Here is a 21,590-nt window from a genome sequence, read left to right as displayed (position 1 = left end):
GTTGGGTACCTCCCAAAGGGGGATTTTCAGTGCAGGCAAACGGTATGCCAGACCTTCGGATGCCGGGGGCATTCCGGGCCGCCTCCAGCCCCGAACGGAGGGAGGCGGCAGGCTGCCGGCCCGCGTGCGCGAGCCGGCAGCAGCGGGGCTCACCGAGCGGTGAGCGTCTCGCCCATGACGCGGCGGTACCACTCGTGGAAGTGCTGCATGCCGTCTTCCATCGGGCTCTGGTAGGGGCCGACCTCGTCCTCGCCCCGCTTGAGCAGCGCCAGGCGGCCGGCGTCCATGCGCTCGCCGATCTCGTCGTCCTCGATGCAGGTCTCCATGTAGGCGGCCTGCTGCGCCTCGACGAACTCGCGCTCGAAGGCGGCGATTTCCTCGGGGTAGTAGAACTCGACGAGGTTGACGGTCTTGGTGGGGCTGACCGGGAACAGCGAGGAGACCACCAGCACGTTCGGGTACCACTCGACCATGATGTTCGGGTAGTACGTCAGCCAGATCGCGCCCTGCACCGGCCGGTTGCCCTGGCCGTACTTGAGCACGGCCTCGTGCCACTTCTTGTACACGTTCGAGCCCGGCTTGAAGGCGCCGTTGACGCCCACGGTCTGCACCGAGTACTCCTTGGCAAACTCCCAGCGCAGGTCGTCACAGGTGACGAAGCCGCTGAGGCCCGGGTGGAACGGGCCGACGTGGTAGTCCTCCAGATAGACCTCGATGAAGGTCTTCCAGTTGTAGTTGCACTCGTGCACCTGGACCTTGTCGAGCACGTAGCCTTCGAAGTCCAGCGCCGCGCGCGGGCCCATGCCGGCGAGGTCGGCCGCGATGTCCCGGCCGTTGTCCTCGAACACCAGGCCGTTCCAGGTCTTGACCTTGTAGTTGTTGAGGTTCAGGCAGGGGTCGTGCGAGAAGTGCGGCGCGCCCAGCAGCTGGCCGTGCAGGTCGTAGGTCCAGCGGTGCAGCGGGCACACGACACTTTGCTTGGTGTTGCCGCGGCCGCGCAGCATCACGGCCTGGCGGTGGCGGCAAACGTTGGAGATCAACTCCAGTCCCTTGGGGGTGCGAACCAGGGCCCGGCCTTCGCCTTCTTGCGGCAGCGCGTAGTAGTCACCCACCTCCGGCACCGCCAGCTCGTGCCCGAGGTAGCGCGGGCCAGGCTGGAAGATCAGTCGTTGTTCATTTCGGAACAACGCCTCGTCGAAGTAGGTGGAAACGGACAGTTGCGAGCGGCTGCGCTCAAGAGCTTCAAGGCTGATGCTCAGGTCGGACATGATCCCCAGGATCTCCAAAAACCAATGTCAACCCGCCCACCTCATGAATTGCAGGTGGGATGGAAATATGCCTTCCGAGCGGAAGGCAAGAGGCGGATTGTAGCCGGGGGGGGCCTGGGGGCCTTGACATGGGCAAAGCCCTTGGAAACAGCCGGCGGCCCCTAGCGTGACGTAACACCTTGACGCAACGGGCTTGTTGCGCTCTCGCCACGGCCCCGGGCAGCCGTGTGAAAAGGCCGAGAAAGGCGGGCTGACTACAATCACGCCTCGCTTTTTTCGCACCACGAAATGCCGCGCCCGCCAGCTTCTGACAAACAACCCCCGGTTCCCGCCAGCTACGAAGACGCGCTGGCCGAGCTGGAGCGCCTGGTGCAGGCGATGGAAGACGGCCAGCTTCCGCTGGACCGGCTCCTCGACAGCTACAAGCGCGGCGCCGAGCTGCTGGCCCTGTGCCGCGGCCGGCTGCAGGCGGTGGAGGAGCAGGTGAAGCTGCTGGAGGACGGGCAGCTCAAGCCCTGGACGGGCACATGAACACATCAAATCTGGACGACTGGGTGCACGCCGTGCTCGACGAGGTCGAGGCGGCGCTGCAGCGCTGGGTGCCGGCGGATGCGCCGGCGGGGTTGGGACACGCCATGCGCTACGGCGTGCTCGATGGCGGCAAGCGGCTGCGCCCGCTGCTGGTGCTGGCGGCCTGCGAAGCCGTGGACGGCCAGCGCGAGGCGGCGCTGCGCGCGGCGGTGGCGGTGGAGCTGATCCACGCCTACTCGCTGGTGCACGACGACCTGCCCTGCATGGACAACGACGTGCTGCGCCGGGGCAAGCCCACGGTGCACGTGCGCTACGGCGAGGCGCAGGCGATGCTTGCCGGCGACGCGATGCAGGCCCTGGCCTTCGAGGTGCTCACGCCCGAGGACGGTGCGATCGCCCCGGCGCTGCAGGCGCGGCTGTGCGCCCTGCTGGCGCGTGCGGCCGGGCATGCGGGCATGGCCGGCGGCCAGGCCATCGACCTCGCCAGCGTGGGCCGCGCGCTCGACGAAGAGGCGCTGCGCGACATGCACCGGCGCAAGACCGGCGCGCTGCTGCAGGCCAGCGTGGTCATGGGCGCGGCCTGCGGCCACCCGTCGGCCGAGGCGCTGGCGGCGCTGTCCGAGTACGGCGCGGCGCTGGGCCTGGCCTTCCAAGTCGTGGACGACATCCTGGACGTGACCCAAGAGTCCCATACGCTGGGCAAGACCGCCGGCAAGGACGAGCACGCCAACAAGCCGACCTATGTCTCGGTGCTGGGCCTGGACGCGGCGCGGCATCACGCTTGCGAGCTGCGTGACCAGGCCCGTGCGGCGCTGGCGCGCTCCGGGCTGGCTTCCGCCCGCCTGGCCGCCCTGGCCGACAAGGTCGTGGACCGCGACAGTTGACGAGAGGACCGGCGCTGCGCGCCGCACCACTGCACCGATGAACGCCCATCCCCTGCTCGAAACGATCAACGCCCCGGCCGACCTGCGCCGCCTCTCGCGCGCGGAGCTCAAGCTGCTGGCGCACGAGCTGCGCGACTTCGTGCTGCAGAGTGTGAGCCGCACCGGCGGCCACCTCTCCAGCAACCTCGGCACGGTGGAACTCACCATTGCGCTGCACGCGGTCTTCGACACGCCCTACGACCGCCTGGTGTGGGACGTGGGCCATCAGACCTACCCGCACAAGATCCTCACCGGCCGGCGCGAGCGCATGGGCACGCTGCGCCAGCTCGGCGGCATCAGCGGCTTCCCGCGCCGCGACGAGAGCGAGTACGACACCTTCGGCACCGCGCACAGCTCCACGTCGATCTCCGCGGCGCTGGGCATGGCGCTGGCCTCGCAGCTCAAGGGCGAGAACCGGCACGCGGTGGCCATCATCGGCGACGGCGCCATGACCGCCGGCATGGCCTTCGAGGCGCTGAACAACGCCGGCGTGCCGCACGCCGGCGTGCCGGCCAACATGCTGGTGGTGCTCAACGACAACGACATGTCGATCAGCCCGCCGGTGGGGGCGCTCAACAAGTACCTGGCGCGGCTGATGAGCGGCAAGTTCTACGCCGCCGCGCGCGAGGGCGCCAAGAGCGTGCTCAGGAACGCGCCGCCGCTGCTGGAGCTGGCGCGCCGGCTGGAGGAGCACGCCAAGGGCATGGTGATCCCGGGCACGATCTTCGAGGAGTTCGGCTTCAACTACGTCGGACCCATCGACGGCCATGACCTCGACGCGCTGATCCCCACGCTGGAGAACCTGCGCGACAAGAAGGGCCCGCAGTTCCTGCACGTGGTGACGAAGAAGGGCTACGGCTACAAGCTGGCCGAGGCCGACCCGATCGCCTATCACGGCCCCGGCAAGTTCGACCCGGCACTGGGCCTGGTGAAGCCGGCGACGCCGCCCAAGCCAACCTTCACCCAGGTCTTCGGCCAATGGCTGTGCGACATGGCCGCGGCCGACCCGAAGCTGGTGGGCATCACGCCGGCGATGCGCGAGGGCTCGGGCATGGTGGAGTTCCACCAGCGCTTCCCGCAGCGCTACTTCGACGTGGGCATCGCCGAGCAGCACGCCGTGACCTTCGCCGCCGGCCTGGCCTGCGAGGGCCTCAAGCCCGTGGTGGCGATCTACTCCACCTTCCTGCAGCGCGCCTACGACCAGCTCATCCACGACGTGGCGCTGCAGAACCTGCCGATGGTGTTCGCGCTGGATCGCGCGGGCCTGGTGGGTGCCGACGGTGCCACGCATGCCGGCGCCTACGACATCGCCTACCTGCGCTGCGTTCCCAACGTCAGCCTGCTGGCGCCGGCCGACGAGGACGAGTGCCGGACCGCGCTGACCACCGCCCACCGCCAGCAGCATCCCGTGGCCGTGCGCTACCCGCGCGGCGCCGGCGTGGGCAAGGCGGTGCAGCCGGGCTTCGCGGAATGGACCTGGGGCAAGGGCGAGGTGCGCCGCCACGGGCAGCGCGTCGCGATCCTGGCCTTCGGCACGCTGCTGTACCCGGCGCTGGAAGCCGCCGAGAAGCTCGACGCCACCGTGGCCAACATGCGCTTCATCAAGCCGCTGGACACTGCCCTGGTGGCGGAGCTGGCGCGCACGCACGAGGCCATCGTCACCGTGGAGGAGGGCTGCCTGCCGGGCGGCGCCGGCGCGGCGGTGATGGAAGCGCTGCAGGCTGCCGGACTGGACACGCCGGTGCTCTCGCTGGGCCTGCCCGACGAGTTCATCGAGCACGGCGACCCGGCCAAGCTGCTGTCCAGGGTGGGCCTGGACGCCGCGGGCATCGAGCAGGCGGTGCTCAAGCGCTTCGGCCAGAAGCCGGTGCTGGTGCCGCCGGTGCGGCCGGCCGTCAACAGCTGAGCCTCGGCGCGCCCGGGGCGGCGGCCCCCGGCGCGTCGTTAATTCCTCGCTGCAATGCAGCAATCCGTTGGGCCCGGTCCGGCGCGGCGGGCCGTTTGATGACAAGCTTTCGCATCACGCCGCCCGGATCGCCGGCGGCAGGCCCGAGCCCGACTTCCGAGTAGTCATGACCCATCCTTCCGACGCGCTGCACATCCCCGACACCCAGAGCGAACGCGACGAGCGGCGCCTGGCGATCCAGCGCGTGGGCGTCAAGGACGTGCGCTACCCGCTGCTGCTGCGCGTGGCTGGCCAGGCCCAGCCCGTCACGGCGCAGTGGGACCTGGACGTGCGGCTGCCGGCCGACCAGAAGGGCACGCACATGTCGCGCTTCGTGGCCTGGCTCAACGAGCTCGACGCCGCGCAGCAGCCGCTGGACGCGCCGCTGCTGCAGGCGCAGCTGGTGGCGATGCTGGACAAGCTGCAGGCGGACGAGGGCCGCATCGAGGCGCGCTTCTCGTTCTTCCTGAAGAAGCGCGCGCCGGTGTCGGGCGTGCAGAGCCTGCTGGACTACCAGGGCCGCTGGATCGCCGAGGCGCGCGGCGGCCGGACGGCGGTCTGGGCCGAGGTGGGCGTGCCGGTGAAGAGCCTGTGCCCCTGCAGCAAGGAAATCTCGGACTACGGCGCGCACAACCAGCGCTCGCTGGTGACGATCCGCGCCGAGCTGCTGCAGCCCGTCGAGTGGCACGAGCTGGTGCGCTTCGCCGAGCAAAGCGCCTCCAGCGAGATCTGGCCGCTGCTCAAGCGCAGCGACGAGAAGTGGATCACCGAGCGCGCCTACGAGAACCCGCGCTTCGTCGAGGACCTGGTGCGCGAGGTGGCGCTGCGCCTGAATGCCGAGCCGCGCATCGGGCGCTACAGCGTGGATGTCGAGAACTTCGAGAGCATCCACAACCACTCGGCTTACGCGCGCATCGAGCGCGAGTAAGCCGCCTCCTCGGCCTCAGCGCGCCGTCGCGCGGCGCCGCACGCACTCCAGGTAGGCCTGCCCGTCCGGCGGCAGCCCCGTGCGCTGGGAGGCCCAGATCATCTCGCCCAGGCACTCCATCACCTCGTGCTGCGCCTCGTGCGCCGACCCCAGCTTGGCCGCCAGCAGCTCGAAGGCCTGCTTGATGCCGCGCGGCTGGTCGATGGACACCTGCTCCGAGATGGACAGGTGCATCGAGAGGTGCAGGAAGGGGTTCACGCGCCCGTCCTCCACCTTGTAGTCCGCCGCCAGCGCGGCCTCCACGTCGGAGAGCTCGCCGTGGTACTCGGGGTGCTCGGCCACCCAGGGCGCGGCCACGGCTTCCATCGGGGTGAGCACGCCGCCTTCGCGGTGCTTGCGCCAGACCTCGCAGAAGAAGCGGCGCACGTCGTGTTGGGAGGGTTGGAACATCCCGCGATTGTCGCCGCCGGCCCATGCCCCGGCACGGGGCGCCGGCATGGGGCGCGCACCCGGGCCGATCCCGCAGCCGCCCGCTGGGACGGCACAGGGCAGGGCGCCGAGGCCCGCTGGCGCGCCGCGGCTCAGCGCCAGTCGTCGTCGATGCGCCAGGCCGGCACGCGCCAGTCGAGCGCCAGCGCGATCAGCCGCAGGCTGCTGGCCACCAGCGCGCCGGCGGCCAGGGCCGCCTCGTCCGATCCGCCCAGCGCGTGCACGCCCACCACGGCCCAGCCGCCGGCGAAGGCCAGTACGGCGTAGGGACGGTGGTCGCTGAAGGCGGAAGGGATCTGGTTGCACACGATGTCGCGCAGCACGCCGCCGAAGGTGGCCGTCATCACGCCCATGACCACGGCGATGAGCGCCGGCGTCTGCGCCTGCAGCGCGATCTGCGTGCCGCTGGCGGCGAACAGGCCCAGCCCCAGCGCGTCCGGCCACAGCATGGCGCGCTCGGTGGGCCGCAGGTGCCGCGCGCGCATGAACTGCATCGCGACCAGCGTCAGCCCCAGCAGCACCCAGACCCAGCCCGCGTGCTGCACCCAGAAGAACGGGCGCCGGTCCAGCAGCACGTCGCGCAGCGTGCCGCCGCCGAAGGCCGTGAGCCCGGACACCACGCACACGCCCACCGCATCGAGCCGCTTGCGCGCGGCCTCGACCAGGCCCGAGAGCGCGAAGGCCAGCGTCGCCATGACCTCGATGGCCAATTGCGCCGTGGACAATGCGCCCCACCAGTCCGGAAGTTTTCCCATCCCCTGCCTGCCCTCCAGTGCCGCGGCGCGCATTGTCGTCGCGGCCTCGGCCTCGGCCTCGGCCTTGCCCGTGCCCCGTCCTGCCTCGCCCCGCCATGCTGCTGCCGTCCGTGATCACCGACTCCTCGTTCTACGCCGTGGCGGTGCCGGCGGTGCTGCTCATGGGGCTGGCCAAGAGCGGCTTCGGCGCCGGCTTCGGCGCGTTGGCGGTGCCGCTGATGGCGCTGGCGGTGCCGGTGCCGCAGGCCGCGGCCATCATGCTGCCGCTGCTGGCCGTGATGGACGCGCTGGGCCTGGCGGTGTTCCTCAAGGAGTTCGACCGGCGCCTGATCAAGCTGCTGCTGCCCGCCGGGCTGCTCGGCACGGTGCTGGGCACGCTGCTGTTCAACCTGCTCTCGGCCAAGGTGGTGGCGGGGATGGTGGGTGTGATCACGCTGGCGTTCCTGGCCATCCGCTGGTTCTTCCCGCCGCGCGCGGACGCGCCGCCGCCGCCGCGCTGGCTGGGCTTCGTGCTCGGCCTGACCTCGGGCTTCACCAGCTTCGTGGCCCACGCGGGCGGGCCGCCGGCGGCGTTCTACCTGCTGCCGCTGCGGCTGACGCCGATCCAGTTCACGGCCACGACGGCGGTGTTCTTCACCGTGGTGAACACCTCCAAGTGGATCCCCTACGCATGGCTGGGCCTGATCGACCTGCGCAACCTCGCCACCTCGCTGGTGCTGATGCCGCTGGCGCCCGTGGGCGTGTGGCTGGGCGTGCACGTGGTGCGGCGCATCTCGCAGCGCGTCTTCTACGGGCTGTTCTCGCTGGGGATGCTGCTCACCGGGGTGAAGCTGGTGTGGGACGCGGTGGCATGAGCGCCTGATTCACCCCGCCGCCGGCGGCTGCGAAGGTGCCGCAGCCGGCGCGGGCGGTGGCGCCGCCTCCGTGGCGGAGCCCTTGCGCGCCTCCGCCAGCGCCGCTGCCAGCGCCTCCTCGCGCTCCTCGCGCTCGCGGGCCCACAGCGCTTCCAGCTGCTCGCGCCCCTGGCGTGCCATGGCAATCATCCGCTGCTCGTCGCGGAAGTGCGGTGCCATCTGCTCCAGCAGCTCCACGCTGTGCTCGCGGAAGCGCTGCGCCTGGTGGCGCGCGTAGTCCCGGTCGTAGCCCATGAGCTCCAGCACGCTGCGGGCGCTGGCCAGCGCGGCGTCGAAGGTCTCGCGCTCGATCAGCGTCACGCCGCGCGCGCGCAGGCCGTAGTAGTGCGTCACGTTGCGTGCCCGCGCGACGACCTGCAGCTGCGGGAAGTGCTGCTTCACCACGTCCACCACCGCCAGGCTTTGCGCCACGTCGTCGATGGCCAGCACGATCACGCGCGCCTGCTCCGCGCCGGCGGTGCGCAGCAGGTCCAGCCGCGTGGCGTCGCCGAAGAACACGCGCCAGCCAAAGCGGCGCACCGTTTCCACCTGGTCGGCGTCGTGCTCCAGCACCGTGGCGGCCAGGCCCTGCGCCGCCAGCAGCCGGCCCACCACCTGCCCGTAGCGGCCGAAGCCCGCGATGATCACCGGTGCCTGCTGCGGCTCCTCCATCACCGGCAGCTCGCCGCGCTCGCGCTGGCGCGCCAGGCGCGGGCACAGCCAGCGGTCGCTGGCCTTGAGCAGCAGCGGCGTGAGCGCCATCGACAGCGCCACCGCCGCCACCAGCAGCGAGGCGGTGCCCGCATCCATCACCCCGCGCTGCGCCGCGGCCTGGAACACCACGAAGCCGAACTCCCCGCCCTGCGCCAGCAGCAGCACGAACACCGGGCGCTCGGCCGGCGGCAGCTTCATCGGCACCGTCATGGCGGTGAGCAGCAGCGCCTTGAGCGACACGAACACCACCACCACCACGGCCAGCGCCAGCGGGCGCTGCATCACCACGGCGAAGTCCACGCCCATGCCCACGGCCATGAAGAACAGGCCCAGCAGCAGGCCCTTGAAGGGCTCCAGGTCGGTCTCGATCTGGCGCCGGTACTCGCTGTCGGCCAGCAGCACGCCAGCGAGGAAGGCGCCCAGCGCCATCGACAGCCCGGCGACCTGCATCAGCGCCGCGGTGGCCACCACCAGCAGCAGCGACGCGGCGGTGAAAACCTCCGGCGTGCGGCTGCGCGCGCTCCAGCGCAGCGCCGGGCGCAGCAGCAGCCGGCCGCCCAGCACCACGCCGCCGATCACCAGCGCCGCGCGCAGCGCCGCCGGCCAGCCGGCCCAGCCGTCGGCGTGCACGGCCTCGCGCGGCACGCCGGCCAGCAGCGGGATCAGCGCCAGGATCGGGATGGCGGCGATGTCCTGCAGCAGCGCCACGCCCAGCACGCCGCCGCCCGCGGCGGTGCCCTTGAGGTTGCGCTCGGCCAGCTCGGTCAGCCCGATGGCGGTGGAGGACAGCGCCAGCCCCAGCGCCGCGATCAGCGCCATGCGCCCGGGCGCCCCGTCCAGCAGCATCGCGGCGCCGGCCACCAGCGCTGCGGAGCCCAGCAGCTGCACGCTGCCCCAGCCGAAGATGGGCCGGCGCAGCGCCCACAGCCGCTTGGGCTCCAGCTCCAGCCCGACCAGGAACAGCATCAGCACCACGCCGAACTCGGAGAAGTGCAGCATCGCCTCCGCGTCGCCGGCGAGGTCCAGCCCCCAGGGGCCGATGGCGATGCCCGCGCCGAGGTAGCCCAGGATCGAGCCCAACCCCAGGCGCCGCGCCAGCGGCACCGCGATCACGGCCGCACCCAGGTACACCAGGCTCGACACCAGCCAGCCGCTGGAAGACGCCTCCATCACCGGCTCCCCGGGGTCGAGCTGCGGAAGGCGGACGGCGGCAACGGCAACTGCAAGGGCATCGTCGGAAAGGCATGTAGGACCGGGGAAACGCGACGATAGCCCATGCCACTGCGGTAACCGGTCGTGACTGTCTCTTGCGCAACCCGGCAGTACGCTGGGGGCCGTGTGTGCACTGGAGACCGGCGATGAAAGTGCTTCTCGTGGACGACCATCCCCTGATCTTGTCGGCGCTGCAGGGCGTCATAAGCGGACTGGGCAGCGACGTGAGCGTGAGCACCGCCGCCAGCGCGCGCGAGCTGCGCCGCAAGCTGGCCGAGGACGCGGACCACGACCTGTTGCTGCTGGACCTGCAGCTTGGCGACGCCGACGGCTTCGAGGTGCTCTCGGAGATGCGGCGCGAGCACCCGGCGCTGCCGGTGGTGGTGGTGTCGGGCAGCGACCGCGCCGCCGACGTGCTGCGCGCCATCGACCTGGGCGCTATGGGCTTCGTGCCCAAGCGGGCCTCCAACGAGCTGCTGTTCGAGGCGCTGCGGCTGGTGATGTCGGGCGGCATCTTCGTGCCGCCGGTGCCGATGGGCCTGGGCAGCAGCCTGCCCAGCCACGACTCGGTGCAGGAGCCCCCGCCGCCGCTGCTGCAGCCGCGCCCGCTGCAAGTGCAGATGCAGGCCGGGACGGCCGGCGCGGCGGTCAGCGTCGCGGGCCTGACGCCGCGCCAGAACGAGGTGCTGGGCAAGCTGCTGCAGGGCCTGCCCAACAAGCTCATCGCGCGCGAGCTCAACCTGTCGGTGGAGACCGTCAAGGACCACGTGGCGGCCGTGCTGCGCGTGCTCAACGTCAGCACCCGCACCCAGGCCGTGCTCGCGGTGAGCCGCCTGTCTCAGCAGCAGGGCGGCGGCAGCTCCACGCCGCCCGCGCAGCGCTACTGAGGCCATGAGCACCGTGCTGCCGACGGCCGTGGCGGAGTTGCCGGCCGCCGCGGCGGCCACGGCGCCTTCGCCGCAGGCCCTGCAACTGGAGCACGCGCGCGCGCTGTACGCGCAGACGCCCGCCACGCTGGCGGGCAACCTGGTGGGCGTGCTGCTGGTGGTGTTCTTCTTCGGCGGCGTGGCCGACCCGCTGCGGCTCTTCGGCTGGGTCGGCGTGATGGCGCTGCTGTGGTGCGTGCGCCTGGGGCACTTCCTGCGCTTCCGGCGCCATCCCGATGCCGACGACGCCACGCTGCTGGCCTGGCGCAGCAGCTGGCGCACGCTGGCGTTGCTGCTGGGTGCCTGCTGGGGCGTGGCGGCGTGGCTGTTCTGGGGGCTGGGCACGCCCTCGCACCAGGTGGCGCTGCTGCTGATCATCTACAGCTACTGCGTGGGCTCGGTGCAGCTGCTGGCCGGGCAGCCGCGGGTGTTCGCCGCCTTCCTGTGCCTGGTGCTGCTGCCCACCGTGGCGCGCGTGGCCAGCGACTTCGGCCACCCCTTCCACCTGGAGCTGGCGCTGATCATCTGCGTGCTCTTCGGCGCCGTGTGGCTCATGGGCCACACCTACCGCAGCGCGCTGGCGCAGGCCATCGACCTCAAGCTGCGCACCGACCAGCTTGCCGCGCAGCTGCGCGTGGAGAAGGCTGCCGCCGAGGAAGCGCGCCGCGCCGCCGAGGCCGCCAGCCGCGCCAAGACCCAGTTCTTCGCCGCCGCCAGCCACGACCTGCGCCAGCCCCTGCACGCGATGGGGCTGTTCGCCGAGACGCTGCGCCACCGCTGCAGCGACCCCGACGTGGCCTCGCTGGTCAACAGCATCAACGAAAGCGTGGACGCGCTGGAGGGCCTGTTCGGCGAGCTGCTGGACATCACCCGCATCGACACCGGCGGCGTGGAGCTCAAGCCCGAGGCGGTGCGGCTGCGCGACGTGTTCGCGCGGCTGCGGCTGCATTTCGAGCCGGCCGCCTTCGAGAAGGGCCTGGCGCTGGGCTTCCGCGGCGAGGCGCACGTGGTGCAGGCCGACCCGGTGGTGGTGGAGCGCATCCTGCGCAACCTGGTGAGCAACGCCATCCGCTACACCGAGGACGGCGGCGTGCTCGTGAGCTGCCGCCAGCGCGGCGACCGGCTGCTGCTGCAGGTGTGGGACAGCGGCATCGGCATCGCCGAAGCCAGCCTGCCGCGCATCTTCGACGAGTTCTACCAGGTCAACAGCCACCGCCCGCTGGAGCCGCACCAGCGCAAGGGCCTGGGGCTCGGCCTGGCCATCGTCAAGCGGCTGGCCGACCTCATGGACGCGCCGCTGACGGTGCGCTCGCGCGTGGGCCACGGCACCGTCTTCAGCCTGGAAGTCCCGCCGGGCCGGATCGAGGCGCCGCCGGCCGAACCCCTGTCCGCGAGCCCCAAGATGCCGCTGGGCCTGAGCCTGCAGGGGCGGCTGATCGTGGTGGTGGAGGACGAGCCGCCCGTGCGCGAGGGCCTGACCGTGCTGCTCAAGGCCTGGGGCGCGGACGTGCTGGACTTCGACACGGTGGGCGCCGTGGAGGGCTGGCTGCGCGGCGCCGGGCTGCCGCGGCCGGACCTGCTGATCGTGGACTACCGGCTGCCCGAGGCGCGCACCGGGCTGGAGGCGCTGGCCCTCATCCGCGCGCGCTGGCCGGACCAGCGGCTGCCGGCCATCCTCATCACCGGCAGCAGCCTCAGCGGCCACGAGAACGAGGCCGAGGCGCACGACTTCCACCTGCTGATCAAGCCCGTGCTGCCCAACAAGCTGCGCGCCATGATCGGCTTCAAGCTCAACGAGCGCGCCGGGCGCAAGTAGCCAGGGCAGCAGAAAGCAAAAGGGCCGCCCATGAACGACAGGGCGGCCCCGGGGGCCAAGTGGCCGCCGGCCCGGGAGGGCCCGGCGGCGAGCGCATCACATCACGACTTGCACAGGCCCAGGATGCGCTCCTGCTGCGGGCACTGCGGGGCGTTGGGCTTGGTGTTGGGATTGACCACCGGCTGGATCACGCGCCCGGCGCGGGCGTGCTCGCTCACGCAGCTGTTGAACTCGCGCACCATGGGCGCGTAGTAGCTCCAGCCCTTGCCCAGCGGCGGCAGCGCGAGGTTCACTTCCTTCCACTTCGGGTGGCCTTCGGCCTGCAGCGTGGGGAAGTTCTGGCACAGCGCGCGCGCGAAGCGGCTGAGGTGGGCGGTAGTGTCGGACTGCCCGTAGTTGAAGGTGACGAGGAAGGCCTTCACGGCCACGCCGGGAATGTCCTCAGGGAGCAGGTTGGGGTAGTTGCTGGCCTTCACCACCGAGGGGAAGTAGGTCTGCAGCGCGGCCTTGCTCGCGGGGTTGGCGGCGTCGAACTTCAGCAGCCGGATGAGCTGTCGCGCCTCGGGCTTCATGTCCACCAGCAGCTTGGCCGGCTGCCCGGCCACGGCCACCACCACGTCGATGCTCTTGTCCACCGTGAGCTTGACCAGCGCGTCCTCGTTGCTGAGGTAGCTGGCCTGGCCGTCGGGCAGCGGCTTGCCAAACATCTGCTTGTACAGCGTGGTGGCCGACAGCGCGGTGCCGCTGAGCAGCGGGCCGACGTTGATCCGGGCGTCCTTGATCTCGTGCACGTTCTGCAGCGGCGAGTCGGCGCGGGTGATGAAGTAGATCTCCTCGTTGTAGAGCGGCATGACCACGCGCAGCGGCTTGATGGTCTCGGCCGCTTGCGGGTTGCCGGCCGCGGCACGGTCGAGGAAGGCTTGGTAGACGTCGGACTGCACCAGCGCGAGCTTCACGCCGGGCTCGCTGCGCAGCCGCTGCACGTTCTCCGCCGAGCCGGCGGAGGGCAGCGCCTCCAGCGCGATGTCGGCCTGCGGCGCCACGAAGCGCGCCAGGTCGCGGCCGATCTGGATGTAGGTGCCGCGCTCCGAGGCGGTGACGATCTTGTAGTCGACGGAGGCGGCTTGCGCGGCCAGCGCGAGCGCGGTGCCCAGTACCGCGGCGACGCTGTGGCGGATGGTGGATCTCATGGTCTCTCTCCCTCCCGTGGTGATCAGGGTTCGCACAGGCCCAGCGCCGCCACTGTGGCGTTGCAGGGCATGGCGGCCGGAGCGCCGCGCGCTGCTGCGCCCGGAGCGGCCACCGCTTGTGGGGCCGCGGCCCTGGCCGGTGTGGCCTGGGCCACGGTCGCGGCCGGCACCGTGGCTGCGGCCACCGGCTGCGCCGGCAGGGTAGGCGCCAGCGGGGCCAGCGCCTGCTGCGCCTGGCCCGGGCTGCTCTGCGCGGGCTGGAGGCCGTCGGCGCCCGGCGGCGTGGCCGCGGCGGTGTGCAGGGCGGCCGGCGGCTGAGCCGGGACGGTGCCCAGGGCGGTGGCCATCGCGGGCGCAGGAGCCTGGTAGCCGGCCAGCGGCGTGGGCGAGGTGAGGCTGCTGCGGCCCAGCAGGTAGCTGCCCGAGCCCACGATGGCCGTGAGCGCCAGCATGGCGCCGGCGACGGTGGCGTTGCTCCAGTTCACGCGGCTCGCACTCGGCTGGGCGCGCTCCTGGGCCTGCGGCTGCGGGCCGGGCAGGCTGAAGTGGAACTCGGCGTGGGGCTGCTGCCGCGCCGCGTGCCCGGCCGGATTGGCGCCGGAGGGGGCTGCCGTGTCGGCATCGCCGGCGTCGGGCGCGGTGTAGCGCGGCGCGATGGCGAGGCTGTTGTCGTCGTTGAAATGCAGCATGAAGCCCTTGGGCTCGGGCGGGTCGCCGGCCGTGGTTTCCGGCGCGGCGGCGGCCGAGGCCCGGGCCGCCGCGGCGGCGGGCGACTGCAGCGGGGCGCCGCAGACGCTGCAGAAATGGGCTCGCGCCGGGTTGCTGTGGTGGCAGGCGGCGCATTCGGCCACCCAGGAGGCGGAAGGTGTGGTGGGCATGCTTGCAATCCCGCCCGGCCGGGAGAGGCCCCGCGGTCCGGGCTGCGCGCGCCGCAGGGCGGCGTCCCCCGCCATGTCGCAGACACATGGCCCGCCGAGGGTATGCGCTCGCACCGAAGGCTCGGCGCCGCCTCCCCCCGCTTGCAGGGGATGCGGATTCGCCCCTCAGGGGGAGGACAGAAGTCAGCTTGCGCCGCTAAGGCCGCTCGCGGCACGCCGCGTGCCGGGCGCTGCCCAGGATCGTCCCGGGGCGGCCTGCCTACTCGGCAGCAGCGGCTTCGGCGCTGTCCGACACCGGTGCGGCCAGGCGCACGTAGATGGGCGCGAAGGCCTCGGCCTGCGTGATCTCCAGCAGCCGCTCGCGTGCGAGTTCCAGCATGGCGACGAAGGTCACGACCAGCACCGGCAGTCCGCGCCGGACGTCGAACAGCCGCTCGAACTCCACGTAGGGCCGCTCGCGCAGGCGGCGCAGCACGATGCCCATGTGCTCGCGCACCGAGAGCTGCTCGCGCGTGATGGTGTGGTGCTGGTTGAGCTTGGCGCGGCGCACGATGGCCAGCCAGGCGTCGCGCAGGTCTTCCGGGCGCACCTGCGGCAGCGGCGGCTCCAGCGCCAGCTCGATGGCCGCCTGCGCGGGCATGAAGTCGCGCCCCAGCGTAGGCAGCGCGTCGATGCGCGCCGCCGCCGCCTTCATCTGCTCGTACTCCAGCAGCCGGCGCACGAGTTCGGCGCGCGGGTCCTCGGGCTCGGCGCCGTCCTCGGTCTTGGGCGGCGGCAGCAGCAGCCGGCTCTTGATCTCGATGAGCATGGCCGCCATGAGCAGGTACTCGCTGGCCAGCTCCAGGTTGCGCTTGCGGATCTCCTCCACGTAGCCCAGGTACTGGCGCGTGACGTCGGCCAGCGGGATGTCGAGGATGTTGAAGTTCTGGCGCCGGATCAGGTAGAGCAGCAGGTCCAGCGGGCCCTCGAAGGCGTCGAGGAAGACCTCCAGCGCGTCGGGCGGGATGTAGAGGTCCTGCGGCAGCCGGAACAGCGGCTCGCCGTACAGCCGCGCCACGGCCACCGCCTCGGCGCTGCGCGCGGCCTCCGCCGCGGACGGCGAGGGCGCCTCGGTGTCCATCGCCCCGGCCGCCGCCGCTGCGGGCGCAGGCAGGGCCGCGCCCGCGGCGGGCACGGGCGGCGTGTTCGAGGTTCCGGACCCGGCCGCCTCGGCGGCAGCGGGGTCGTCGGGTGTCAGGAGAGAAGAGGCGGATACGGCCATGGATGCTGCCGGAGCGGCCGTCGCGGGCGGCGGGCGCCCGCGCGCCGGATCATTCGCTCTTGGTCTGGTAGACGTAGGGTTGCTGCGGCACGCGCGCTTCGCGCCACTGGGCGGAGGCCTCGCGGTCCTGCGGGCGGTCCCACAGCAGGGCACGGCCGGCGCGCTGCTGCGCTTCCATCTGCGGGTTCTTGGCCTTGAGCTCGTCAAGGAACTGGCCGAACTCCGACTTGTAGGGCTTCCAGAAGAGAGGCATGGCGTGCGGCGGGACAATGTTGGAAAACCCGGATTTTAACTTTTGGGGAGTCCCGACTTGCGGTGGATGAACATGGCAATGCTGGCACTGCTCGGAGGTCTGCTGGCCGGCTGCGACTCGCAGCGCATCGCCAAGCTCGAAGAGGGCGTGGCCACCGAGGCCGACGTGCGGCGTGAATTCGGCGAGCCCGAGCGCGTGCGCGAGGAGGGCGACGGCTCGCGCACGCTGGAGTACCCGCGCCAGCCCGCCGGGCGGCAGAACTACCTCATCACCATTGGCCCCGACGGGCGCATGAGCGCGCTGCGCCAGGTGCTGTCGGCGCGCTACTTCGCGATGGTGTCGCCCGGCATGACGCGGCAGCAGGTGCGCGACCTCCTGGGCCGTCCCGCCAAGCGCACGCCCTACCGCCTGAGCCAGACCGAGGTCTGGGACTGGCAGTACCTCGACGGCCAGCAGGAAAAGCTCTTCAGCGTCACCTTCGACGCCGACGGCCTGGTGAAGGGCACGGGCAGCATGGACCAGCTGCCCGGCGACCGCTGACGCCGGCCGGCCGCTTGCCGCCTTCTCCTCTACCCCTCCCGGCCGCCGCCGCGCGGCGACCCGAGCACTGTCCATGAGCACCGAAACCGAACTGAAATTCCAGATTCCGCCCGCCGCCCGCGCTGCCGTGCACGCCGAGGTCCAGGCCGCCGGCGGCCGGCCGCTGCGGCTGCAGGCACGCTACTTCGACACCGCCGCCCGCGCGCTGGCCTCGGCCGGCATGGCGCTGCGGCTGCGCCGCGAGGGCACCGTCTGGGTGCAGACGCTCAAGGGCCGCGGCGACGGCGTGATGCAGCGCCTGGAGCACGAGGTGGTGCTGGACGCGAACGAGCCGCGGCTGGACCCGTCGCGCCACGACGGCACGCCCGCCGGCGCCGCGTTGCGCCGCGCGCTGGGCACGGGCGAACTTGCGCTCACCTTCGAGACCGACGTGCGCCGCACCGTGCTGGCGCTGGACCAGGCGGACGCCGTGATCGAGCTGGCGCTGGACGAGGGCGTGCTGCGCGCCGGCGCCGTCGAGGCGCCGATGTACGAGCTGGAGTACGAGCTGCTGCAGGGCCCGGTGGCCGCGCTGCTGGCGCTGGCCGGCGAGGGCGTGCTGCGCCACGGGCTGTGGCTGGACGTGCGCAGCAAGGCCGAGCGCGGCGAGCGCCTGGCGCGGGGCATCACGACCGTGCCGCCGGTGCGGCTGGCGGGCGGCACGCTGGCGTCGGCGCTGGAGCAGATGCTGGTCAACGCCTGCGAGCTGGCCGAAGGCCTGGGCGGCGAGGACCACCTGCAGGCGCTGCGCGAGGCGGTGGAGGAGGGCCTGCGCGCCGCCGCGCTGCTGCCGGTAGCCACAGCGCTGCAGGGACTGCGGGCGCAGCTCGACGCCATCGCGGCGCATCCGCCGGGCGAGCGCCTGGCCGCCGCCGGGGAACTGCTGCGCGCGCCGGGCTTCAACCGGCTGGCGCTGGAGCTGGTGGGAGTGGTGGAGGGCTAGGGCCTGTCCTGGCGCGGGCGCGGCATCACGCCGTCGGCGGCGTGCCCGGCTCTTCCGCAGCGGCCTGCACCATCCAATCCCTGAATGCTGAAACGGCGGCATCGCTCCCGCGTTCGGTGGCGAGCACCATCACATAGTCCGGCGCGCGCCAGGTCGGTGCCGGCAGCGGGCACACCAGACGCCCGGCGGCCAGATCGCGCCGGATCAGCGGCAGCGAGGCCAGTGTCACGCCCAGGCCTTCCACCGCCGCGGCCTGCTGCAGGAAGACGTGCTCGAACTCCATCTGCCGCACCGGCCGCAGGCCGGAAGCGCCCGCCTCGTGCAGCCAGCGGGCCCAGGCGCCCTTGGTGCTGGCGGAGTGCAGCAGCGTGTGGTGGCGAAGGTCGCCCACGCTGCGGATCGGGTGCTGTTGCAGCAGGGCGGGGCTGCATGCCGGCAGGCGCACGTCCGCCATGAGCATGCGCGACTCCAGGCCGACGATCTGTTCATGCCCGGATCGCACGCCGATGTCGAAGGTGCCGCCCACGTAGCGCAACCTGCGCGACGTGGTCGACACCTGCACGTCGACCTCGGGGAATTGCGCGCAGAAGCCAGGCAGCCGTGGCAGCAACCAGCTCACCGCGAAGCTGACCAGGGCGTTCACCCGCACGGTCCCCGATGGCCGCCGGGCTGGGCCTGTGTCGCGCAGCCGGGCGGTGCCCGTTGCCAGCCGGTCGAAGGCGTCGCTGACGTCGCCCAGCAGGGCCGCGCCCTCATCGGTGAGCCGCACCCCGCGCGCGCGGCGTTCGAACAGCGGCTTGCCGAACCAGTCCTCCAGCAGGCGGATCTGCTTGCCGACCGCCCAATGGGTGACGTTGAGCTTGGCTGCCGCGGCCGTGAAGCTGCCGTGCAGGGCGACCGCCTCGAAGCTGCGCAGCGCATTGAGCGGCGGCAGTCGGGAGCGCTCCACGCCGGTTTCGGCCTTTTCAGCGCTGATGGGACTTTTTCTCCCCATGGACGCGATATTAGGTCTGTGGTAGCGCCGATGGCCAAAGCCTAGGATCAGGCGCATGACGACGCCCTCCCTCGCGCCCGATTCGACCGGGCGCCAGCAAGCTGCGCCCAAAGCGAACCGGGTGCTGTGGCTGTCGTGCGTGGCCCATGCGCTGCACGACGGCTACACCGACCTCATCTACGTCCTGCTGCCGGTGTGGCAGGCGGAATTCGGCCTGGGCTACGGCGCGCTGGCCGTGCTGCGCGCGGTCTACGGCGGCACCATGGCCTGCCTGCAGCTCTCGGCCGGCCGGCTGTCGCAGCGCATCGGACGCCGAGCCACGCTGGCGCTGGGCACGCTGCTGGCGGCACTGGGCTACGCGGCGGCCGGCGTGTCGGGAAGCCTGTTGGGCCTGGGCGTGGCGCTGGCGGTGTCGGGCTGCGGATCGAGCGTCCAGCACCCGCTGGCCTCTGCCGCCGTGTCGCACGCCTACGGCCAGCGCGCTCGGGGGCCGCTGGGCATCTACAACTTCGCCGGCGACCTGGGCAAGGCCGCGCTGCCGGCGGCCATGTCGCTTCTGGTGGCCGGGATGCCCTGGCGCCATGCGCTGTGGGTGATGGCCGCGCTGGGCGTTCTGGCCGCGGCAGGTCTTGCACTTTTCCTCCCGTCTCTGCCGCGCGCCGCACCAGCGGCGCAGCGCCAGGCGGGTGGCGGCCCGGACGCCTCGGGCAGCGGCTTCCAGCTGCTGCTGGCGATCGGCGTGCTCGACACCGCCGTGCGCATGGGCATGCTGACTTTCCTGCCCTTTCTGCTGCAGGCCAAGGGCATCTCGCCCTCCATGCTGGGCACCGCGCTGGCGTTGGTGTTCATCGGCGGAGCGGCCGGCAAGTTCGTCTGCGGGTGGCTGGGCGAGCGCCTCGGCGTGACGGGCACGGTACTGGTGACCGAAGGCGGCACGGCGGCATGCATCGTGGCCGTGCTGCTGTGCCCGCTGGGGCCCGCGCTCGTGCTGCTTCCGCTCCTGGGACTGATGCTCAACGGAACGTCGTCGGTGCTCTACGGCACCGTGCCGGACCTCGCGCCGCCCAGCGGCATCGAGCGCGCCTTCGCGGTGTTCTACACGGGCACCATCGCTTCGGGCGCGCTGTCGCCGATCGTCTACGGCTTCCTGGGCGACCACATCGGCATACAGGCCGCCACCGTGGCGACGGCACTGACCGCGCTGGCGATCGTGCCGCTGGCGTTGGCGCTTCACCCGCGCCTGGCGCCGTCGGCGGCACAACCCGGTTGAGGACCGGCCCCAGGGCCGCCTACGCCTCGGCCATCGCGGTGCGCCCGGGCGCGGGGCGGCCTTCCACGGTCCGCCGCGCCAGCCCCAGCGCCTCGCCCAGCGTCGCCACGATGCACTCCGCCCCCAGGATCTCCTCCAGCCCCGCGCGCTTGAGCAGCGACAGCGGCTGCTCGTTGGGGTCGGCCAGCACCAGCGCGATGCCGCGGCGGCGCAGCGTGCGCGCGAGCTGCTTGAGCGTGTCCACGCCGGTGCTGTCCAGCGACACCAGGCGGTGCATCTCCAGCACCAGCACCCGCGTGCCCGGCGCCATCTGCTCGGGCAGCGACTCCAGCTTGCCCACGGCGCCGAAGAACAGCGCGCCGTAGGCCTGCATCACCTGCACGCCCGGCAGCGGCTCCGGCAGCGGCATCGGCTCGATGCGGAACAGGTTGCCCATGCGCAGGATGAAGAAGCCGCAGGCCATCAGCAGCCCGGCCTCCACCGCCACCGTCAGGTCGAACACCACCGTGAGCACGAAGCTGCCCAGCACCACCGCGCGATAGGGCAGCTTGAACTGGCGCAGCCGCGCGAACTCGTGCCACTCGCCCATGTTCCAGGCCACGAATAGCAGGATCCCCGCCAGCGCCGCCAGCGGCACGTGCACCGCCAGCGGGGCGGCCACCAGCACGACGGCCAGCAGCGTCAGCGCGTGCACCATGCCCGCCACCGGCGTGCGCGCGCCCGAGCGCACGTTGGTCGAGGTGCGGGCGATGGTGCCGGTGGCGGGCATGCCGCCGAACAGCGGCGCGACGAAGTTCGCCACGCCCTGCGCCATCAACTCCTGGTTCGGGTCGTGGCGCGGCAGGTCGCTCATGTTGTCGGCCACGCGCGCGCACAGCAGCGACTCGATGGCGCCCAGCAGCGCGATGGTCAGCGTGGGCATGAGCAGCTGCTTCACGCCGGCCCAGTCGAAGCTCGGCAGATCGAAGCCCGGCAGCGACTGCGGAATGCCGCCGAAGCGCGAGCCGATGGTCTCCACCTCCAGCCCCAGCACGCGCGCCGTGAGCGTCGCCAGCGCCAGCGCGATGACGGTGCCCGGCACCTGCGCGGCATGGCGCTTGACCTTCTCCAGCAGGCCGTGCGGCGGGCTGGGCATGCGGTAGGACTTGGGCCACACCACCACCAGCGCCAGGCTGCCCAGCCCCAGGGCCAGCGCCGCGAGGTTGACGGTGTGCAGGTGCGACCACAGCGCCGCGATCTGCGCGAAGAAGTCGGCCGGCATCTTCTCGATGCGCAGCCCCAGCAGATCCTTCAGCTGCGACAGCCCGATGAGCACGGCGATGCCGTTGGTGAAGCCGATCACCACCCCCACCGGGATGTAGCGCACCAGCGCCCCCAGCCGCAGCAGCCCCAGCACGAACAGCAGCACGCCGGCGAGCATGGTGGCGATGAGCAGGTTCGCCAGGCCGTACTGCGCCTGGATGCCGTAGACGATGACGATGAAGGCGCCGGCCGGGCCGCCGATCTGGACGTTGGAGCCGCCCAGCGCCGAGATCAGGAAGCCGGCGATGACGGCGGTGAAGATGCCCTGTTCGGGCTTGAGCCCGCTGGCGATGGCAAAGGCCATGGCCAGGGGCAGGGCGACGATGCCGACCGTCAGGCCGGCGCCCAGGTCGGCGATGAGCTGGCCGCGGGAATAGCCGCGCAGCGCCTGGATGAGGCGCGGCTGGAAACGGTGCAGAGCGAGCATGGAACCTCCGGAATGCAGGGATGGCGAACGCGCGTCATGCGTCGCGCCGCCGGAGGTCCGCAGTGGTGCCGCAGGGCGATGAAGCGGCGCCGG

At 72.0% G+C, this 21,590-nt stretch carries 20 protein-coding genes; 10 read left to right on the top strand and 10 right to left on the bottom strand.

Features of this window, described 5'->3' with window-relative positions; genetic code table 11:
- Positions 1 to 149: 149 nt before the first annotated feature.
- A complete protein-coding gene (locus H537_RS0121140; RefSeq protein WP_028999437.1) occupies positions 150 to 1,268 on the bottom strand; it encodes an aromatic ring-hydroxylating oxygenase subunit alpha in 1,119 nt (372 codons plus the stop codon).
- A 288-nt stretch (positions 1,269 to 1,556) separates the two neighbouring features.
- Between H537_RS0121140 and xseB the strand changes: the two genes are divergently transcribed.
- From xseB to folE2, 4 genes are all read left to right on the top strand, one after another.
- Positions 1,557 to 1,799, top strand: a complete 243-nt coding sequence (xseB, locus tag H537_RS0121135) for an exodeoxyribonuclease VII small subunit (RefSeq protein WP_028999436.1) — start codon at positions 1,557 to 1,559, stop codon at positions 1,797 to 1,799.
- Positions 1,796 to 2,683, top strand: coding sequence for a polyprenyl synthetase family protein (locus H537_RS0121130; protein ID WP_028999435.1), 888 nt, complete (start codon positions 1,796 to 1,798; stop codon positions 2,681 to 2,683). The genes xseB and H537_RS0121130 overlap by 4 nt, the downstream gene beginning before the upstream one ends.
- 37 nt (positions 2,684 to 2,720) lie before the next feature.
- The gene (gene dxs / locus H537_RS0121125) at positions 2,721 to 4,628 is read left to right on the top strand and encodes a 1-deoxy-D-xylulose-5-phosphate synthase (protein WP_028999434.1); all 1,908 of its coding nucleotides are present in this window, start codon (positions 2,721 to 2,723) and stop codon (positions 4,626 to 4,628) included.
- A gap of 166 nt (positions 4,629 to 4,794) precedes the next feature.
- Entirely contained in the window at positions 4,795 to 5,595 is an 801-nt protein-coding gene (gene folE2, locus H537_RS0121120) for a GTP cyclohydrolase FolE2 (protein WP_028999433.1), read from the top strand.
- A gap of 15 nt (positions 5,596 to 5,610) precedes the next feature.
- Here folE2 and H537_RS0121115 read toward each other — a convergent pair whose 3' ends face one another.
- A complete protein-coding gene (locus H537_RS0121115) occupies positions 5,611 to 6,045 on the bottom strand; it encodes a DUF1841 family protein (RefSeq protein WP_028999432.1) in 435 nt (144 codons plus the stop codon).
- A 131-nt stretch (positions 6,046 to 6,176) separates the two neighbouring features.
- Positions 6,177 to 6,839: a trimeric intracellular cation channel family protein gene (locus H537_RS0121110; protein WP_028999431.1), complete on the bottom strand. Its 663-nt coding sequence runs from the start codon at positions 6,837 to 6,839 to the stop codon at positions 6,177 to 6,179.
- A 95-nt stretch (positions 6,840 to 6,934) separates the two neighbouring features.
- Between H537_RS0121110 and H537_RS0121105 the strand changes: the two genes are divergently transcribed.
- Entirely contained in the window at positions 6,935 to 7,693 is a 759-nt protein-coding gene (locus H537_RS0121105; RefSeq protein WP_028999430.1) for a sulfite exporter TauE/SafE family protein, read from the top strand.
- 9 nt (positions 7,694 to 7,702) lie between these two features.
- Here the strand turns inward: H537_RS0121105 and kefC are convergent, their stop codons facing one another.
- Positions 7,703 to 9,616: a glutathione-regulated potassium-efflux system protein KefC gene (kefC, locus tag H537_RS44525; protein WP_064736011.1), complete on the bottom strand. Its 1,914-nt coding sequence runs from the start codon at positions 9,614 to 9,616 to the stop codon at positions 7,703 to 7,705.
- A gap of 188 nt (positions 9,617 to 9,804) precedes the next feature.
- Between kefC and H537_RS0121095 the strand changes: the two genes are divergently transcribed.
- Together H537_RS0121095 and H537_RS44520 are read left to right on the top strand one after the other, a co-directional pair.
- Positions 9,805 to 10,545 (top strand): response regulator, encoded by a 741-nt coding sequence (locus H537_RS0121095; RefSeq protein ID WP_028999429.1) that lies wholly within the window; start codon positions 9,805 to 9,807, stop codon positions 10,543 to 10,545.
- Positions 10,546 to 10,549: 4 nt separating this feature from the next.
- Positions 10,550 to 12,400: an ATP-binding protein gene (locus H537_RS44520; protein WP_043459384.1), complete on the top strand. Its 1,851-nt coding sequence runs from the start codon at positions 10,550 to 10,552 to the stop codon at positions 12,398 to 12,400.
- Between the two features lie 101 nt (positions 12,401 to 12,501).
- On the opposite strand, the gene H537_RS0121085 is transcribed toward H537_RS44520, so the two are convergent.
- The 4 genes from H537_RS0121085 to H537_RS0121070 all read right to left on the bottom strand — a co-directional run bounded on the left by H537_RS0121085 (position 12,502) and on the right by H537_RS0121070 (position 15,982).
- Positions 12,502 to 13,590 carry a TAXI family TRAP transporter solute-binding subunit gene (locus H537_RS0121085; RefSeq protein ID WP_028999428.1) on the bottom strand — a complete coding sequence of 363 codons (1,089 nt, stop codon included), beginning with the start codon at positions 13,588 to 13,590 and terminating at the stop codon, positions 12,502 to 12,504.
- Positions 13,591 to 13,613: 23 nt separating this feature from the next.
- Entirely contained in the window at positions 13,614 to 14,468 is an 855-nt protein-coding gene (locus H537_RS49535) for a zinc ribbon domain-containing protein (protein WP_028999427.1), read from the bottom strand.
- Between the two features lie 259 nt (positions 14,469 to 14,727).
- The gene (locus tag H537_RS44505; RefSeq protein ID WP_043459379.1) at positions 14,728 to 15,588 is read right to left on the bottom strand and encodes a segregation and condensation protein A; all 861 of its coding nucleotides are present in this window, start codon (positions 15,586 to 15,588) and stop codon (positions 14,728 to 14,730) included.
- Positions 15,589 to 15,778: 190 nt separating this feature from the next.
- Positions 15,779 to 15,982, bottom strand: a complete 204-nt coding sequence (locus tag H537_RS0121070; protein ID WP_028999426.1) for a DUF3460 family protein — start codon at positions 15,980 to 15,982, stop codon at positions 15,779 to 15,781.
- Positions 15,983 to 16,054: 72 nt separating this feature from the next.
- Between H537_RS0121070 and bamE the strand changes: the two genes are divergently transcribed.
- Positions 16,055 to 16,522, top strand: a complete 468-nt coding sequence (bamE, locus tag H537_RS0121065) for an outer membrane protein assembly factor BamE domain-containing protein (RefSeq protein WP_028999425.1) — start codon at positions 16,055 to 16,057, stop codon at positions 16,520 to 16,522.
- A 73-nt stretch (positions 16,523 to 16,595) separates the two neighbouring features.
- A complete protein-coding gene (locus tag H537_RS49530; protein ID WP_051243035.1) occupies positions 16,596 to 17,504 on the top strand; it encodes a CYTH domain-containing protein in 909 nt (302 codons plus the stop codon).
- Positions 17,505 to 17,529: 25 nt separating this feature from the next.
- On the opposite strand, the gene H537_RS0121055 is transcribed toward H537_RS49530, so the two are convergent.
- Positions 17,530 to 18,498 carry a LysR substrate-binding domain-containing protein gene (locus tag H537_RS0121055; protein WP_043459377.1) on the bottom strand — a complete coding sequence of 323 codons (969 nt, stop codon included), beginning with the start codon at positions 18,496 to 18,498 and terminating at the stop codon, positions 17,530 to 17,532.
- A gap of 55 nt (positions 18,499 to 18,553) precedes the next feature.
- On the opposite strand from H537_RS0121055, the gene H537_RS0121050 reads away from it, so the two are divergent.
- Positions 18,554 to 19,768: an MFS transporter gene (locus H537_RS0121050; protein WP_028999423.1), complete on the top strand. Its 1,215-nt coding sequence runs from the start codon at positions 18,554 to 18,556 to the stop codon at positions 19,766 to 19,768.
- A 19-nt stretch (positions 19,769 to 19,787) separates the two neighbouring features.
- Here the strand turns inward: H537_RS0121050 and H537_RS44495 are convergent, their stop codons facing one another.
- Entirely contained in the window at positions 19,788 to 21,497 is a 1,710-nt protein-coding gene (locus tag H537_RS44495) for a SulP family inorganic anion transporter (protein ID WP_043459375.1), read from the bottom strand.
- Positions 21,498 to 21,590: the final 93 nt, after the last annotated feature.

Origin of the sequence: Azohydromonas australica DSM 1124 (genome assembly GCF_000430725.1) — a bacterium.
GTDB classification, from domain to species: Bacteria; Pseudomonadota; Gammaproteobacteria; order Burkholderiales; family Burkholderiaceae_C; genus Azohydromonas; species Azohydromonas australica.
This window is presented reverse-complemented; position numbering and strand designations above follow the sequence as displayed.

Excerpts from the sequence above, each read along its gene's own strand:
- H537_RS0121140 (WP_028999437.1), bottom strand. The coding sequence starts at position 1,268 with ATGTCCGACCTGAGCATCAGCCTTGAAGCTCTTGAGCGCAGCCGCTCG.
- xseB (WP_028999436.1), top strand. The coding sequence starts at position 1,557 with ATGCCGCGCCCGCCAGCTTCTGACAAACAACCCCCGGTTCCCGCCAGC.
- H537_RS0121130 (WP_028999435.1), top strand. The coding sequence starts at position 1,796 with ATGAACACATCAAATCTGGACGACTGGGTGCACGCCGTGCTCGACGAG.
- dxs (WP_028999434.1), top strand. The coding sequence starts at position 2,721 with ATGAACGCCCATCCCCTGCTCGAAACGATCAACGCCCCGGCCGACCTG.
- folE2 (WP_028999433.1), top strand. The coding sequence starts at position 4,795 with ATGACCCATCCTTCCGACGCGCTGCACATCCCCGACACCCAGAGCGAA.
- H537_RS0121115 (WP_028999432.1), bottom strand. The coding sequence starts at position 6,045 with ATGTTCCAACCCTCCCAACACGACGTGCGCCGCTTCTTCTGCGAGGTC.
- H537_RS0121110 (WP_028999431.1), bottom strand. The coding sequence starts at position 6,839 with ATGGGAAAACTTCCGGACTGGTGGGGCGCATTGTCCACGGCGCAATTG.
- H537_RS0121105 (WP_028999430.1), top strand. The coding sequence starts at position 6,935 with ATGCTGCTGCCGTCCGTGATCACCGACTCCTCGTTCTACGCCGTGGCG.
- kefC (WP_064736011.1), bottom strand. The coding sequence starts at position 9,616 with ATGGAGGCGTCTTCCAGCGGCTGGCTGGTGTCGAGCCTGGTGTACCTG.
- H537_RS0121095 (WP_028999429.1), top strand. The coding sequence starts at position 9,805 with ATGAAAGTGCTTCTCGTGGACGACCATCCCCTGATCTTGTCGGCGCTG.
- H537_RS44520 (WP_043459384.1), top strand. The coding sequence starts at position 10,550 with ATGAGCACCGTGCTGCCGACGGCCGTGGCGGAGTTGCCGGCCGCCGCG.
- H537_RS0121085 (WP_028999428.1), bottom strand. The coding sequence starts at position 13,590 with ATGAGATCCACCATCCGCCACAGCGTCGCCGCGGTACTGGGCACCGCG.
- H537_RS49535 (WP_028999427.1), bottom strand. The coding sequence starts at position 14,468 with ATGCCCACCACACCTTCCGCCTCCTGGGTGGCCGAATGCGCCGCCTGC.
- H537_RS44505 (WP_043459379.1), bottom strand. The coding sequence starts at position 15,588 with ATGGACACCGAGGCGCCCTCGCCGTCCGCGGCGGAGGCCGCGCGCAGC.
- H537_RS0121070 (WP_028999426.1), bottom strand. The coding sequence starts at position 15,982 with ATGCCTCTCTTCTGGAAGCCCTACAAGTCGGAGTTCGGCCAGTTCCTT.
- bamE (WP_028999425.1), top strand. The coding sequence starts at position 16,055 with ATGGCAATGCTGGCACTGCTCGGAGGTCTGCTGGCCGGCTGCGACTCG.
- H537_RS49530 (WP_051243035.1), top strand. The coding sequence starts at position 16,596 with ATGAGCACCGAAACCGAACTGAAATTCCAGATTCCGCCCGCCGCCCGC.
- H537_RS0121055 (WP_043459377.1), bottom strand. The coding sequence starts at position 18,498 with ATGGGGAGAAAAAGTCCCATCAGCGCTGAAAAGGCCGAAACCGGCGTG.
- H537_RS0121050 (WP_028999423.1), top strand. The coding sequence starts at position 18,554 with ATGACGACGCCCTCCCTCGCGCCCGATTCGACCGGGCGCCAGCAAGCT.
- H537_RS44495 (WP_043459375.1), bottom strand. The coding sequence starts at position 21,497 with ATGCTCGCTCTGCACCGTTTCCAGCCGCGCCTCATCCAGGCGCTGCGC.